This window comes from Faecalibacterium sp. BIOML-A1 (genome assembly GCF_009679715.1).
Classification (GTDB): domain Bacteria; phylum Bacillota; class Clostridia; order Oscillospirales; family Ruminococcaceae; genus Faecalibacterium; species Faecalibacterium taiwanense.
Window position 1 is genome coordinate 41,956 of the sequence record NZ_WKZJ01000013.1, and the last position, 15,320, is coordinate 57,275.

15 protein-coding genes are annotated in these 15,320 nt (G+C 57.2%); 6 read left to right on the plus strand and 9 right to left on the minus strand.

The window, feature by feature from the left end; genetic code table 11:
- Positions 1–228: 228 nt before the first annotated feature.
- The 7 genes from GKG36_RS12480 to GKG36_RS12510 all read right to left on the minus strand — a co-directional run bounded on the left by GKG36_RS12480 (position 229) and on the right by GKG36_RS12510 (position 8,364).
- A complete protein-coding gene (locus GKG36_RS12480) occupies positions 229–1,602 on the minus strand; it encodes an MATE family efflux transporter (RefSeq protein ID WP_097775428.1) in 1,374 nt (457 codons plus the stop codon).
- Positions 1,603–1,794: 192 nt separating this feature from the next.
- A complete protein-coding gene (locus GKG36_RS12485; protein WP_005938624.1) occupies positions 1,795–2,577 on the minus strand; it encodes an amino acid ABC transporter ATP-binding protein in 783 nt (260 codons plus the stop codon).
- 21 nt (positions 2,578–2,598) lie between these two features.
- A complete protein-coding gene (locus GKG36_RS12490) occupies positions 2,599–3,243 on the minus strand; it encodes an amino acid ABC transporter permease (RefSeq protein ID WP_005938622.1) in 645 nt (214 codons plus the stop codon).
- 170 nt (positions 3,244–3,413) lie between these two features.
- Positions 3,414–4,253: a transporter substrate-binding domain-containing protein gene (locus tag GKG36_RS12495; protein ID WP_154261026.1), complete on the minus strand. Its 840-nt coding sequence runs from the start codon at positions 4,251–4,253 to the stop codon at positions 3,414–3,416.
- A 231-nt stretch (positions 4,254–4,484) separates the two neighbouring features.
- Positions 4,485–5,519 carry a hypothetical protein gene (locus tag GKG36_RS12500; protein ID WP_154261028.1) on the minus strand — a complete coding sequence of 345 codons (1,035 nt, stop codon included), beginning with the start codon at positions 5,517–5,519 and terminating at the stop codon, positions 4,485–4,487.
- A 326-nt stretch (positions 5,520–5,845) separates the two neighbouring features.
- A complete protein-coding gene (cls, locus tag GKG36_RS12505; RefSeq protein WP_154261029.1) occupies positions 5,846–7,387 on the minus strand; it encodes a cardiolipin synthase in 1,542 nt (513 codons plus the stop codon).
- Between the two features lie 134 nt (positions 7,388–7,521).
- The gene (locus GKG36_RS12510) at positions 7,522–8,364 is read right to left on the minus strand and encodes a DegV family protein (RefSeq protein WP_154261031.1); all 843 of its coding nucleotides are present in this window, start codon (positions 8,362–8,364) and stop codon (positions 7,522–7,524) included.
- 267 nt (positions 8,365–8,631) lie between these two features.
- Between GKG36_RS12510 and GKG36_RS12515 the strand changes: the two genes are divergently transcribed.
- Positions 8,632–9,180 (plus strand): DUF1836 domain-containing protein, encoded by a 549-nt coding sequence (locus GKG36_RS12515; RefSeq protein ID WP_005938962.1) that lies wholly within the window; start codon positions 8,632–8,634, stop codon positions 9,178–9,180.
- A 64-nt stretch (positions 9,181–9,244) separates the two neighbouring features.
- Here GKG36_RS12515 and prfB read toward each other — a convergent pair whose 3' ends face one another.
- Complete coding sequence (gene prfB, locus GKG36_RS12520) at positions 9,245–10,366, minus strand: peptide chain release factor 2 (protein WP_097775423.1); 1,122 nt, start codon at positions 10,364–10,366, stop codon at positions 9,245–9,247.
- Between the two features lie 216 nt (positions 10,367–10,582).
- On the opposite strand from prfB, the gene GKG36_RS12525 reads away from it, so the two are divergent.
- Complete coding sequence (locus tag GKG36_RS12525) at positions 10,583–11,557, plus strand: RING finger protein (protein ID WP_154261033.1); 975 nt, start codon at positions 10,583–10,585, stop codon at positions 11,555–11,557.
- Between the two features lie 68 nt (positions 11,558–11,625).
- Positions 11,626–12,501 (plus strand): UTP--glucose-1-phosphate uridylyltransferase, encoded by an 876-nt coding sequence (locus GKG36_RS12530; RefSeq protein ID WP_154261055.1) that lies wholly within the window; start codon positions 11,626–11,628, stop codon positions 12,499–12,501.
- 56 nt (positions 12,502–12,557) lie between these two features.
- On the opposite strand, the gene GKG36_RS12535 is transcribed toward GKG36_RS12530, so the two are convergent.
- The gene (locus tag GKG36_RS12535; RefSeq protein WP_173012975.1) at positions 12,558–13,754 is read right to left on the minus strand and encodes a cation:proton antiporter; all 1,197 of its coding nucleotides are present in this window, start codon (positions 13,752–13,754) and stop codon (positions 12,558–12,560) included.
- Positions 13,755–14,083: 329 nt separating this feature from the next.
- Here GKG36_RS12535 and rpsF point away from each other — a divergent pair, with 329 nt between their 5' ends.
- The 3 genes from rpsF to rpsR are packed head-to-tail and all read left to right on the plus strand — an operon-like array spanning position 14,084 to position 15,185.
- Positions 14,084–14,368: a 30S ribosomal protein S6 gene (gene rpsF / locus GKG36_RS12540; protein WP_005938979.1), complete on the plus strand. Its 285-nt coding sequence runs from the start codon at positions 14,084–14,086 to the stop codon at positions 14,366–14,368.
- 30 nt (positions 14,369–14,398) lie between these two features.
- On the plus strand, positions 14,399–14,881 hold the full coding sequence (gene ssb / locus GKG36_RS12545; protein ID WP_120081442.1) for a single-stranded DNA-binding protein: 483 nt from the start codon (positions 14,399–14,401) through the stop codon (positions 14,879–14,881).
- Between the two features lie 46 nt (positions 14,882–14,927).
- Complete coding sequence (rpsR, locus tag GKG36_RS12550) at positions 14,928–15,185, plus strand: 30S ribosomal protein S18 (RefSeq protein WP_015538096.1); 258 nt, start codon at positions 14,928–14,930, stop codon at positions 15,183–15,185.
- The last annotated feature ends 135 nt before the right edge of the window (positions 15,186–15,320 follow it).

The following is a 15,320-nucleotide window of genomic DNA, read 5'->3' on the forward strand; positions in this document are numbered from 1 at the left end:
CAATTTGACAAAGTGACCCCTGCTGACAAAGTGACTCTGTTTGCCACGCCGTCGTCAGTTTATCAGCTTGACAAAGTGACTTTTTGCACGTTTATTCGTCAAAAATCAGTCACTTTCTCAGATAACGCTCCTACAGTAGCACCTGATAAAGTTCCCTGAAACCAAGGGCTTCCCTACAGCCCGAACAGCAAAAAAGCTCCCCTTTGCAGGAGAGCTTGCGAACATTCTTTAAGCGTTTGCGGTGCGGGCATCGTGTTCCTTCTCGACGTCCTTTTCCTTCTGCAGGCGTTTGCGCACCACAAAGTAGGCCGGGATCAGGAAGAAGCAGGCAAAGAACCATGCCACCGGGCTTGCGATGCAGGCCGCAAAATAGCCCCACAGCGGCACGAACCAGAAGCCCACCATGGCGCGGGCGATCATCTCGGCCACACCGGCAAACATGGCAAGGCCGGAGAAGCCCAGGCCCTGAATGGTGTAGCGGTAGATAATGAGCACCGCCAGCGGGATGTAGAATACGCTGTTCCAGAAGATAAAGCTCTGGGCATTGGCCATGATGGCGGTCTCGCTGGCATCCAGGAACAGGCCGATGAGCAGCTTATCCGTCACGCGCAGGATGAGGAAGGACGCAATGCTGTATACGCAGCCGATGCCGAGGGCGGTGTACACACCCCGGTCCACACGGTCCAGGTCCTTTGCGCCCATATTCTGGCTGGCATAGGTGGTCATCGCTGTGCCGATACTCTCCAGCGGCACGCAGAGGAACTGCGCAGCCTTGCCGCCGGCGGTCTGCGCGGCCACGATGTCGCTGCCCAGACCGTTCACCGCACCCTGCAGCACCACGCTGCCAATGGCCGTAATGCTGCACTGCAGGCCCATGGGAATGCCCATGCTGCACAGCTTTGCGCAGTGGGTCAGGCTGAAACAGCCCTCTTCCCTGCTCCAGCGCAGCTCCGGGTAGTGGCGCAGGATGTACAAAAGACTGCCCAGACCCGCCACAGCCTGACTGACCACAGTGGCAAATGCCGCACCGAATGCCCCCATCTGGAACACGATGATGCACACCAGATCCAGCCCGATGTTCAAAAAGCTTGCCACCAGCAGGAAATACAGCGGGCGCTTGCTGTCGCCCAGTGCACGCATCAGGGCGCTGGTCACATTATAAAGCAGAGTGAAGGGGATGCCTGCAAAAATGGTGCGGATGTAGATATCCGCAAGGTCGATGATGTTTTCCGGGGTGTTCGTCCACACCAGCACCGAGCGGGTCAGCGCCACAGTGACAATGGTCAGCACCACCGCAAAGAAGATGGACAGCCACACGGTATTGGCGGTGTAGCGGCGCATCTCCTTGTAGTCCTTTGCGCCGAAAGTCCACGAGATGGGGATGGAAAAGCCGCAGGCGATGCCGTTCACAAAGCCCAGCACCAGATAGTTCAAACCGCCCACGCTGCCCACAGCGGCCAGCGCTTCCACGCCCACAAAGCGGCCCACGATGATGGTATCGGCCAGATTGTAGAACTGCTGGAACAGGCTGCCCAGCATCAGCGGCACCGCAAACGCAAGGATCAGCTTGAGCGGACTGCCTTGGGTCATATCCTTTGTCATAGTATAAAATCCTCCTGCCACACTGGGAACCGGCTTGATGTCGTGATTTTTGCCGTGAAAAACGCCCTGCCGGAAAGGGGCAGGACGTCGTGTACATTCATGAATGATATTATAGTGGAGTGACGCAGGATTTACAAGATTTGCATTGCATCAACATTTACGAATTTTTGCCGCAAGAATTGGTGATTTTGCTTATTCCGAGTAATGCGCAAGGAACTGTTTGGTGCGCTCCTCCTGCGGGTGCTCAATGAGCTGCTTGGCAGGGCCTTCCTCCACCACCACGCCGCCATCCATGAACATGATGCGGTCGGCCACGTCACGGGCAAAGTGCATCTCGTGGGTGACGATGATCATGGTGGTCTTGCGGTCGGCAAGGTCGCGCAGGACGCGCAGCACCTCGCCGGTCAGCTCCGGGTCGAGGGCCGAGGTCGGCTCGTCGAAGCAGAGAATGTCCGGGTGCAGAGCCAGTGCGCGGGCAATGGCCACGCGCTGCTGCTGACCGCCGGAAAGCTGGTGCGGGTAGTGGCCTGCCCGGGCAGAAAGGCCCATCTGGGCCAGAAGTTCCTGTGCCTGCTGTTCCAGCTCGGCATGGATGGCCTTTTTGTTGGCCTTGTAGTCCGGGCGCTCCTTCGCCAGCAGTTCACCCGCCAGCATTACGTTCTGCAGGGCGGTGTACTGCGGGAAAAGGTTGAAGTTCTGGAATACCAGACCAAAGTGCAGCCGCTTTTTGCGGATCTCGCTCTCGCGCTGGGTGGCGGGGTCGGCAGCGTCCCACATGGTCTCGCCGTTCACCTTGATGATGCCGGTGTCCGGCCGTTCCAGAAAGTTCAGGCAGCGCAGCAGGGTGGTCTTGCCGGAGCCGGACGAGCCGATGATCGCCAGCGCTTCGCCCTGTTCCAGCGTGAGTGAGATATCCTTGAGTACTTTGGTATCGCCAAAGTTTTTGCCGATGCCGGAGGCTTCAAGCAGTGCCATGATCCAATTTCCTCCCTTTCATCAGCGGAAATAATCCAGTTTCTTTTCGGCCCAGCCAAACAGCAGGGTGAGTGCACCCACGAACACTAGGAAGAAGATGGCAGTGGAGAACAGCGGCCAGATCAAGCCCTTTGCACTGTACTCCTTGGCCATCATAATGATCTCCTTGTTGGCAATGGTGTTGGCCAGCGAGGTATCCTTGACGAGGGTGATCACCTCATTGCCCATGGGGGCCAGAATGCGCTTGACCACCTGCAGCAGCGTCACCTTGAAGAAGATCTGGGTCTTGGTCATGCCCAGCACCTGACCGGCCTCGGTCTGGCCCTTGGGAACGGCTTCGATGCCGCCGCGGTAGATCTCGGAGAAGTAGCAGGCGTAATTGATGGCAAAAGCCACCACCGCCGCCACCATACGTCCGCCGGAGCCGGAGGGCCAAGGGTTATTCATGCCCAGCAGGCCGGGGCCAAGGTAGATCACGATGATCTGCAGCATCAGCGGCGTGCCGCGGATGACCCACACAAAGGTCTTTACCGCGCCGGAAAGCGGCTTGCACCGGCTCATGGAGCCGAAAGCCACCACCAGACCCAGCGGCAGCGCAAACAGCAGGGTCAGAGCGAACAGCTCACAGTTGAGCAGAAACGCGCCGGAAAGGCGACTCAGAATCACAGACACAAGAACACACCCATCAATCCGTTTTTTGAACTCCTCCCGTCACCTTCGGTGACAGCTCCCTCAATGAGGGAGCCTCACGCATATCGGCAACAAAAAGCCTCCCTCACCGAGGGAGGTGGCATCGCGCAGCGATGACGGAAGAAGTAATTACATTCTTATAGAACTCAGTCGGCCAGAGCCAGATCGTACTTGTCGGCCAGAGCCTGCATGGTGCCGTCGGCCTTCAGCTCGTCAAAGGCGGCATCCGCAGCTGCGGCGGCATCGCTGCCCTTGCGGAAGGCCACGCCGTACTCTTCAGCGTTCAGCTCGTCCACGATTTTCAGGCTTGCATAGTCGGTGCCCTCACCGATCATGGCGTTGGCCAGAGTCAGATCCAGCACAGCGGCATCAGCAGTGCCTGCGGCAACTTCCATCAGGCAGTCGGTCTGCACGCTCTTGGAGACGTAATCGGCCTGTGCAAGGTTCTCGTCGCCCTCAATGGCGGCTTCACCGGCAGAGCCAGCCTCGGCAACCACGGTCTTGCCCACCAGATCCGCAGTGGAGCTGTAGTCGGTGCCGTCCTTCACGACCACGACCTGTGCGTTCTTGGCGTAAGCCTTGGTAGTGGCGGTGTTGGCCATGATGTCATCGGTCAGGGTCATACCGTTCCAGATGCAGTCGATGCTCTTGGCATCCAGCTCCACCACCTTGGTATCCCAGTTGATCTCCACGAACTCCGGCTCGACCCCCAGCTTTTCGCACACGGCAGTTGCCAGCTCGGTATCAAAACCGGTAAAGTTGCCGTCGGCATCGGTGTAGTTCATCGGCTCATAGACGGTGTAGCCAATGACCATCTTGCCCTTTTCCTTGATGTAGTCCAGATCGCTGGCTGCGGTCTCGGAGGCGGCTGCGCTCCCGGATGCAGAGGCAGAAGATGCCACGGTGGAAGTGGATGCGGCACCGCCGCAGGCGGCAAGGCTCAGTGCCATGGCACCAGCCAGAAAAGCAGAGACAAGACGTTTCATAAAAGGTTCCTCCCCTTTTTGTTTCCCAAATGTGTTCCCTCTCGGTTTAGCATTTTATCATGCTAAAGTGTTAAACTGTGACTATAGAATAGCGCGTTTGCAGCCATTTGGCAAGAGGAAATGCAAAAGTTAGTGCAGTTCGTCTTTTTCAAGGCTTTTCTTCGCCAATTCTTTGGTCTGATTGCACAAAGAAAAGAGGAAAAGCTTTGCGCCTTTCCTCTTTTCTCCGCTTTACTCTTCCGCAAACGCCGCCAGCGCAGCCTTCTGCAGCTCCGTCACCGAGATGGTGCACAGTGCCGCAAGGTCGGCATCCGAACCATCGTCCGGGATGCCTGCGATCTCAGTACGGGTCCTGCCCTTCAGGTAATCGCACCAGCCCTCGCTGTGCTCGTACCATTCCTTGTCCAGACTGGATGCCCCGCGCATCCCGTAGCTGTCGCCCAGTTCCACCTTGGTTTTGACCATCTCCGGTGCCGACACCGTACCATCCGCGCCCACGGTAAGGGCAGGTTCTGCCACATCCGCCACTGCACCGGTCACACGGCCGTCAGCATCCAGCGTCAGGGCTGCCACTGTGATGTCCACCTGCGCGGTCACATCGTGGTCATCGTCGGCGGTCAGTTCCTTGGTGTCATTGCGCACTGACACGCCCAGCACAGCGCGGTCGCCGCGGGCCGAGCCGACTGCCTTTGCATTCTCGCAGGCGCGCACCACAGCATCCCGATAGCCGTCCACCGCAATGGTGCAGGTGGAGAGCAGGTCAGCATCCTTCGGCTTGCCGTCATCGTCGGTGGCAAGCTTCTTCACCTCATCCGGGGTTTTGCCGGTAAGATAATTGCCAAAGGCATCCGCCTGCTCTGCCCAGCCCTTTTTCAGCGAGGACACCGCCGCCAGCGGGTAATCATCGCCCTTCTGGCGCTTGGTGCGATTGTCGGTGGGCATCGTCACCTTGCCGGTGCTGTCCCCCGTGACCGAGATCTCCACCTCGTCCAGCATCACATCTGCCACCCTGCCCTCGGCATCCAGCAGAACGGCAGCTGCGATGGTATCGATCTTGCCCGCGCGTTCCTGATCAGACGCTTCGGTCAGGATGCCAAGGCCGGTGCGGTATGCAGCGTTCTGGCCCGCCTGCCCCGTCTGCGATGAACTGCCGCCCATGTTCGTGCTCATGCTGCCGGAGGAACCGGAATCGCTTCGACTGCAGGCGGTCAGGGCCAGAGCTGCCGCCAGCGTGCAGCCCAGGATCATGCGAGGTATCTTTTTCATTATAATAAAACGCTCCCTTTCCTGCCCCCATCGTAAAGGGGCTTTTGGGCTAGTTTACCCGGAAAAGGAACGTTTTATAAAACGGAACTCCTTCCGTCTGCTCACTTCGTTCGCATCCACCTGTTCCCCTTTTTGTCACTTACGTGACATCTGTTCCTCTCTTTGTCACCTGTGGTGACATTTCTCCCCGGCGCGGGGAGAATCTGTCCCGGCCGGGGGAAGTCTGTCTCCCGGAGGGAGGCTTTGGCAGTGCAGAAAGCTTTTCTTCTTCGCCAGAGGCTCCCTCTCCGAGGGAGCTGTCACCGGAGGTGACTGAGGGAGTTTCTTTACATCAAGGGGCTCAGCAGCCGCAGCACACTGTCCAGCACCGTGCCGGGCAGGCTGGTGCGGCATTCCGTCACCTGTATCTCGCGGCACTGCGGCAGCGTGGCCCGTACATCGTCCCGCAGAACTGCCACCTGACTGTTCTTTTGCAGCAGTACACCGCACTCAAAGTGTAGGAACAGGCTGCGGTAGTCCATGTTGATGCTGCCCACTACGGCAGTTACATCGTCGCTTACCCAGCACTTGGCATGCAGAAAGCCGGGCGTATATTCGTAAATGCGTACACCTGCCCTCAAAAGCGGCAGATAGTACGACCGGCTCAGCCGGAACACCAGCTTTTTGTCCGGGATGCCCGGCAGCACCAGCCGGATGTCCACCCCGCGCTTGGCCGCGTTTTTCAGTGCGTCCAGCATTTCCTCGCCCACGGCAAGGTAGGGCGTGTAGATATAAACATACCGCTGTGCCTGCGCAAGGATGTTCAGGTACACCGTCTCGGCCATCGGTTCCTCGTCCAGCGGGCTGTCCGCGTAGGGCTGCACGATGCCGTCCGATACCGGCAGCACCAGCGGCATGGGACGAAATGCATCATAATCCGTCTCGCTGGGGCGGAAGGCGTTCCAGAAGTTGAGGAACATCACCGTAAAGTTCCACGCGGCATCGCCTTCCACACGCAGGGCTGCGTCCTTCCAGTAGCCAAAGCGCTGCTCCGCATTGATATACTCATCTGCCAGATTCACGCCGCCGGTGTAGGCCACCGTACCGTCAATGACTACGATCTTGCGGTGGTCGCGGTGGTTCATCACCAGCGAGAGCAGCGGCACCACCGGGTTGAACGGGATGCAGCGGATGTGCGCCCGCTCCATGCGCACGATGAAATCGGCGGGCAGACCCAGCAGACTGCCAAAATCATCGTAGATCAGGCGCACATCCACGCCCTGCGCAGCCTTGCGGCGCAGGATCTTTTCAATGCCGTTCCACATGCAGCCGTGGCTCACGATGAAAAATTCCAGAAAGATGCTCTTTTCAGCTTTTTCCAGATCGGCCAGCAGCTGCGGATACATGGCTTCGCCGCAGGCAAAATACTGCGTGCGAGTGTTCTGCCACGCCGGATAGGGGCCGTACTTTGCCACATATCGGCTCTGCCCCTGCTCGCGGGCATCCAGACCTTCCAGCACACCCGGCTCCTGTACAAGGTCTTTTTTGTGGGCATCCTCCACCGCCTGCATTTTCAGGCGCAGACGCTTGGCCGGGCGTTTGTTGCCAAAGGCCAGATACAGCGCACCGCCCAGCAGCGGCAGAATGCCGATCAGCGCGATCCAGCCCACCTTGTAGGCGCTGTTCTCATCCTTGCGCACAAGGTACAGGACGATGAGCAGGCTCAGTGCGTTGAGCAGGCCGTTCACCCACACGCGGCCCGTGCCGGTGGTGATGGCAAACGCCACCCAGCACAGCCACAGCAGCTGCAATGCCACCAACACCACCGTGATGGTGACGCGGTTCAGAATGCGGCTGAAAAAGCGCACGACCGGTGAACGAAAAAGCATGGGCCTGCCCTCCTTTCCCATTTATAATTATGTGTAAGTATAGCGCAGTTTTACAACTTTTTCAAGTTTTGCGTTGTTCAAAAAAAGCAAGCCAGACCCGCAGGCCCGGCTTGCTTGCAATATCAAAAACTCTTTTACTCTGTTTTTCCGTCCTCATAGCCCACCATCAGGCCGCCCTGCTCAGCGTAGTAGCTGCACAGGCCGCCGCACTCGGTCACATCCACCTGCGCCCCTGCAAACACCGCGTGGATCATCAGCTTCAGGCGCTTGGCCGCTTCCGGGTTATCACAGTGGGCAATGTGCACTTTGCCATCGGTAAAGCCGTGATCCTTCAATTCCAGCACGATGCGCTCCAGTGCACCGTGCTCGCCGCGGGTCTTACACAGCACCTCCAGCTCGCCGCTCTCACTGGCCTGACCGATGACCCGGATGCCCAGCATCCGTGCCACAGCGGCAACAGCAGGCTTCACACGGCCATTGCGGGCCAGATTGGCCAGCGATTCCAACGAAAACAGCAGATGTGTGTGCTTGTGGTAAGCCAGGATCGCCTCGCAGATCTCGTCAAACTCCATCCCGATCCGGACGAGATCCCGCAGACGCTCTGCCAGCAGACGCAGCTCCGGCCCGGCGGACAGGCTGTCCAGAACAAAAACACGGGCCTCCGGGTGCGTTTCCTTGTATTCTTCCGCTGCCAGCAGTGCAGCATTGTAGCTGCCGGACAGTGTGCCCGTGATGGTGGCAACAAAGATCTGCTCCGCACCCTCATAAGCAGCCAGCCAGTCTGCCACATTGGGGCAGGAGGTGCTGGTCTTGCCCTTGTAAGTACGCAGAGACCGGGCCATGCCCACAGCATCCAGAGTACCGTCATCCAGATATTCCTGTTCATCCGTGACGATCTTCAACGGCACACAGGCAAAATCCACGCCCGGCAGGGCATACAGGTTGGACGAAGAATCCACAACGATCTTGGTTTTCATAAAATGCACGCTCCAAATCTATTTTGTGATAGCAGGTCATTTTTTTATTTTCCGTGCCTTACACGCACTTCCGCCTGCATGGTTTTTCGGTTCACTGCAGACATCATAGCAGTTTTTCAAAAACCTGTCAAGGGATTTTATGCATTCTTTCAAAAGTTTTAAAAATCCGTTGACCAGAGAACCGATTTGCGCTATAATACCGCCAGAAAACCATTTTCTGTATCCCGCGCAGCCCAGCTGCGCCAACCTTAGAAAACTGCTTACGATATGAAAACTGAAACCAAATGCCGCGTTGCGGCCTGCGCCGCCGGGTTTGCCCTGCCCCGGTACGCCGATCTCCCGCAGATGGGGCTTTATCTTGACCAGACCGTGCAGTACGTCAACAGCTATTTCCGCACCTTCTGCGGCGTGGAGCTCACCTCTTCCATGGTCAGCAACTACGTTAAAAAGGGCATTTTGTCCCACCCGGTGCGCAAGAAGTACGCCCGCGATCAGATCGCATCCCTGATGTACATTGCAGTCTCCAAAACGGTGCTCTCAATGGAAAACATCGATGCCCTGTTTAAAATGCAGCGGGCGCACTGTTCCGCCGGGGCAGCTTACGACTACTTCTGCGACGAGATGGAAAACTGCCTGCCGTTTGTATTCGGCTGCACCAGGGAGATCCGCGACCTTGCCGTGGATGCCGCAGATGAAAAGCTGCTTCTGCGCAGCACGATCCTTGCAGCGGCAAACAAAATGTACTTGGACTGCTGCTTCAACGCCCTGCGGCAGGAGGAAAATCTCTGGGATACCATTCTGCCTGATCTGGCGTAAGAACACAAAAAAGGCCGTGCCTCCATAAAAGGAAGCACGGCCTTTGCATTTTATACGTTCAAGATCAGGTATCCTGCAGTTCCCCGCGGCTTGCAGCCTTGAGGTATGCGAAGATGAAACCGTCCAGATCGCCGTCCATCACGGCATCCACATTGCCGGTCTCGTAGTTGGTGCGGTGATCCTTGACCATGGTGTAGGGCATGAACACATAGCTGCGGATCTGGTGACCCCATGCGATCTCGTTCTGCACGCCCTTGATATCATCGATTTTATCCATGTGCTGCTGCTTTGCGATCTGATACAGCTTTGCCTTCAGCATTTCCATGGCGTAGTCACGGTTCTGGAACTGGCTGCGCTGGGTCTGGCAGCTGACCACGACGCCGGTGGGCTTGTGGATCAGACGCACAGCGGAAGAGGTCTTGTTGATGTGCTGGCCGCCGGCACCGGAGGAACGGTACACCTGCATCTCAATGTCCTCGGGGCGGATATCCACCTGAATGGTGTTATCCAGCTCGGGCATCACTTCCAGCGAAGCAAAGCTGGTCTGGCGGCGGGCGTTGGCGTCAAAGGGCGACACGCGCACCAGACGGTGCACACCGTTCTCGCTCTTGAGCAGGCCGTAGGCGTTGGCACCCTTCACCATCATGGAGGCGCTCTTCATGCCGGCTTCATCACCGTCCTGATAATCCAGAACCTCCACGGTCATGCCGTGGTTGGAAGCCCACTTGTTGTACATGCGGTACAGCATTTCGGCCCAGTCCTGTGCCTCGGTGCCGCCGGTACCAGCATGGAAGGTCAGGATGGCGTTGCTGTGGTCGTACTCACCGTTCAGCATGGTCATCAGCTGCAGCTCATCCACTGCCTTGCCCACAGCGTTCACAGACTCCTCTGCTTCGGGGATCATGGCGGGGTCGTATTCTTCATCCAGCATTTCCAGCATGGTCTCGGCATCATCGTACAGGCCCTGCAGCTTTTCAAAGCGGCTCAGCTTGCCCTTCAGGTCGCCCACTTCGTCAAAGACCTTCTTGCTCAGGTCTGCATCATCATAAAAGCCGGGGCGGCTCATAGTGTGCTCCAGCTCCTGCACGCGCTTGCGGGAGGCATCAATGGCAAGGGCTTCTTCCAAGTCCTTGACCGCCTTGCCGTAATCGGCAAGCTGCACCTTCAGTTCGTCAATCGTGATCATTCTCTAAATCCCTCTCGAAATGATAAATAAGATAAAGTCCTTTGTACTTGCCAAAAGACACAGTTTATACACAGATACTTCATTAGTATACCGAGAATCTATGCTAAAGTAAAGGGGTAAATGGATTATCCTGCTGGAATTTTGAAGATTTTCACCTTTTCTTTTCTCTTTCAGGGGAGTATAATACCAGTATGAACCATACAACAGGAGGAAATCATGCCGAAATATTATGGCTGTCCCTGTGAAGGCTGCGGCAGACCGCTGGCGCTGACCGATGATATCGTGGTCTGCCCGGACTGCGGCGCACCCTATCACCGCGAGTGCTACGAAAAGCTTGGCCGCTGCATCCACACCCCCGCCCATGGCGCGGGCTATGAATGGACGTTCCCGTACAAAGACGATGCTCTGCGCACCTGCCCCAGCTGCGGTGAGCGCACCCTGCGCACCGAAGAGCGCTGCCGCTGCTGCGGTGCCGTTCTTCCGCCGGAGAGCCAGTGCCCGGAGCCGCCCACCCAAAGCCAACCCGGCACCGACGCAGACGGACGCTTTGATTACAACGACCTTTACCGCCAGTATCAGCAGACGGTGGAGGAACCCACCCGCCGCAACGTGCAGGCGGCCTTTGGCAAGGAAGAGCTGATCGACGGCATCCCTTACAGCGACTGGAACGATTATATTGGCAAGGCCGCGCCCGTCTACCTGAACGATTACAGCCGGATGCAGCTGCAACACACCAAAATTTCCATGTGCTTCTCGGCGCTGGTGTTCGGCCCGTTCTATTTCTTCTACCGCAAGGCGTGGAAGCCGGCCTTTGGTTTTCTGGCCGCAGAGCTGGTGGTGGCCCTGCCCACCCTGCTGAGCATGATGCAGGCCACCGGCAGTCCGCTCACTGCGGGCATCAGCAGCACTGCCATCGTCGTGCTTTCCCGCATTATGACAGTGTTCAGCTTTGCGCTGGTGATGCTGCGCACCCTGTACGCCAAGTGGCTGTACCGCAAAAGCGCAGCCGAGCGCATCCGCCGCATCCGTGCCGAGTTCCCGGACGCTGCCCAGCGCCGTGCGGTCCTGTCTGCGCAGGGCGGCGTGAGCATCGCCGGTGTGGTCGGTGCCTTTGTACTGCTGATGGTGCTGGGTGCCTGCGCTACCGTGCTGATGGGTCCAAATCTGGACGCTTTGGCCGGGATGCTCTGATCTGCAATGCCGCCTGCAGAGGCTGGCATTGCGGATTTCAAAATAGTAATAGGAGAATATGGATCATGATGAAGAAAGTCACCAAAGCCGTCATCCCTGCCGCCGGTCTTGGCACCCGCGTGCTGCCCGCCACCAAAGCCATGCCCAAGGGCATGCTGCCCATCGTGGACAAGCCTGCCATCCAGTATCTGGTGGAAGAAGCTGTGCGTTCCGGCATCACCGATATCCTCATCATTCTGGGCCGCAACCAGAGCATCATCGAGGATCACTTCGACCGCAGCCCCGAGCTGGAAGAAAAGCTGGCAAAGCCCGGCAAGGAAAAGGCGCTGGAAGAGTGCCTTGGCATCGCCAACATGGCAAACATCCTCTTTGTGCGCCAGAAGCAAACGCTGGGTCTGGGCCATGCTGTGAACACCGCCAAGGCCTTCACCGGCGATGATCCCTTCGTGGTGATCTATGGCGACGACGTGATCTGGGGCGAGGACCCGGTCTGCGCTCAGCTGATCCGCGCCTACGAGGAGTTCGGCCGCCCGGTGGCAGGCGTTTCCGCAGTGCCATGGGAAGATGTGAGCCGGTACTGCAGCCTGAAGACCACCCCCATCCACGACAACTATTTCTTTGTGGACGACATGATTGAGAAGCCCAAGAAGGGACAGGAGTTCAGCAACTACTCCATTCTGGGACGCGTGCTGCTGACCCCGGAGATCTACGAGATCCTTGCCCACACCAAGCCCGGCGCAGGCGGCGAGATCCAGCTGACCGATGCCATGGCCGAGTATGCCCGCACCCGCGGCGGCATGACGGCCGTAGAGTTCACCGGCAAGCACTACGACATGGGCAACAAGCTCAAGGTGGTGGAAGCTCAGGTGGAGCTGGCCCTGCAGCATCCGGAGATCGGCGAAGAATTCCGCACTTACCTGAAGGAGTTCTGCAAGACACTGTAACTTATCCTGAAAATAAAAGATCCTCCGGCAGACCTGTCGGAGGATCTTTTTATTGTTTACCCATTTACCTGACTGGGGTGCTTCTGCGGCGGCATCTTGGTAAAGAGTGCCTTCAGCACCAGCGGCGTTGCCACACTGGACACCACGATCAGCAGGATCACAGCGGTAAAGTAGACCGAGTCCACCACGCCGACATCCAGGCCCTTCTGGGCCACGATCAGTGCCACCTCGCCGCGGGTCATCATGCCAACGCCGATCTTGAGGGAGTCGCCCCAGTTGAAGCGGCAGAGCTTTGCGGCCAAACCGCAGCCGATGATCTTGGTGATAAGTGCCACAATGACGAAGCAGACACAGAACAGGAAGATTTCCGGCGTCAGGCCGCTGATGTCGGTCTTCAAGCCGATGGATGCAAAGAAGATGGGCGCAAAAATGATATAATTGCTGATATCCACGCGGCGCTCCACGTAGGGGGCATCGTCCATGGTGCACAGAACGATACCGGCGATATAGGCACCGGTGATATCTGCAATGCCGAAGTATTCCTCGGCGATGTAGGCCATGGCAAAGCAGAACGCCATGCTCACGATGGTGATGCGCTGGGTGTGGGGATTGCGCTTGTCCAGCCATGTCATAGCAAAGTGAGCCACAACGCCCACGCCCACGGCAGTGGCAAAGAACAGCACCGTATTAATGAGCACCTTGCCCAGACCCGTGCCGGTGCCGGAGCTTGCGCCCAGTACGCAGGTGAGGACTACGATGCCGATGACATCATCAATGACGGCGGCACTGACGATGGTGGTGCCGAGAAAGCTCTTCAGGTGGCCCAGCTCCTGCAGGGTTGCCACCGTAATGGACACGCTGGTGGCCGTCATGATGGTGCCGATGAACAGGGCACGGTAGAACTCAGGGCTGCCCACGGCAGAGAAGCCGTAGAACGCACTGTACAGCAGGGTGCCGCCCACCAGCGGAACGGCTACGCCCACGCAGGCGACCAGGGTGGCGATGGGGCCGGCTTTGATCAGTTCCTTCAGATTGGTGCCAAGGCCCGTGGTGAACATCAGCATGACCACGCCGATCTCCGCAAAGGTGGAGATGGCATCACTGGTCTGCACCAGATTCAGCACACAGGGGCCGATGATCAAACCGGCAAGGATCTCACCCACCACCTGCGGGGCCTTGCACTTGCGGGCCACCAGACCAAAGAACTTTGCGCTGAGGATGATGATTGCCAGGTTACGGAAAACCGAATACACAAAGAATCCTTCCTTTACTATAAAATTCCCAGAACCATATATACATTCCTTTCGAAGACGGATAACAGAGAGCAGAGAGACGGCCGATCCCCGGCTGCCCTGCCGTTCATCCTCTGAAAGCCACTATATTATATTCCTCTTTCACAAAAAAATCAAAATATTTTTTATTATATCTTTTTTCGGAAAAAGCTTGACAGAATCCACACAGCTTGCTATAATAAATTGCTGTCTGAACAGACACGCCGCACACAAGGCGCGATGCCGCGTTTTGTGTGTACCCTTGGTCCTGTGATTGCAGGATCCTTAAGTCCAAAAGGAGGTGCTACAAAATGGCAAAGTACGAAACCATGCTGATTACCAGCGCCGCTCTCGACGAGGAGGCTACCGCCGCTCTGGTTGGTAAGTTCAAGTCCCTGATCGAGGCTAACGGTACGATCGATTCCATCGACGAGTGGGGCAAGCGCCGTCTGGCCTACCCCATCAACGACGAGGAGGAAGGCGTTTACACCGTGATCGACTTCACCAGCGAGCCCAGCTTCCCTGCTGAGCTGGACCGTGTGTACAAGATCACCGAAGGTGTTATGCGCAGCCTGATCATTGCTCACGAGGAGTAATTCTTCTGTGACAGAAAGGGAGACCGTAAAATGTTGAATGTTGTTGCCATCATGGGCCGTCTTGTGGCGGATCCCGAACTGCGCACCACCCCGCAGGGTACCAATGTGTGCAGCTTCCGCATTGCCTGTGACCGCAATTTTGCGCGTCAGGGCGAGCAGCGTCAGGCCGATTTCATCGATATCGTTGCATGGCGTCAGCAGGCCGAGTTTGTTAGCAAGTATTTCCAGAAGGGCAGTCTGATCGCCATTGAAGGCAGTCTTCAGACCCGCCAGTATCAGGATAAGAACGGCAACAACCGCACCGCTGTGGAAGTGGTAGCCAACAATATCAACTTTGCAGGCTCCAAAAACAGCAATGCAGGCGGCGGAGCAAATTATCAGAATCATTCTGCTCCCGCCTACCAGAACGCAGCGCCTGCCCGCCCGGCCGCTGTGGAGGCAGCTCCCAGCTACTCTGCCGGCAATGCAGACGACTTCGCCGTCATCGACGACAGCGACGACCTGCCGTTCTGACACGAAACGGTCAATCCGTTAAAAATCCAATAGGAGGTAATAAGCAATGGCTTTTGAAAGAACCGAAGGCTCTCGCCCCGCACGCCCCATGCGTCGCGGCCGCAAGAAGGTTTGCAGCTTCTGTGTCGATCGTATCGACACCATCGATTACAAGGACGTGCCCCGTCTGCGTAAGTACGTCTCTGAGCGTGCAAAGATCATTCCCCGCCGTGTGACCGGCACCTGCGCTTATCATCAGCGCGCACTGACCATCGCCATCAAGCGTGCTCGTCACGTTGCTCTGATGCCCTACGTCAGTGACTAATCTTTAAAGAATCAACTCAATCAAAATAATCAGCAATCAGCAAAGCGCTCTCACCGATGACAAGGTGGGAGCGCTTTTTTGTCTTTTCCCTCCGGCCCGGATGTGCTATACTGAGCTCAGGAGGCGTTTTATTCT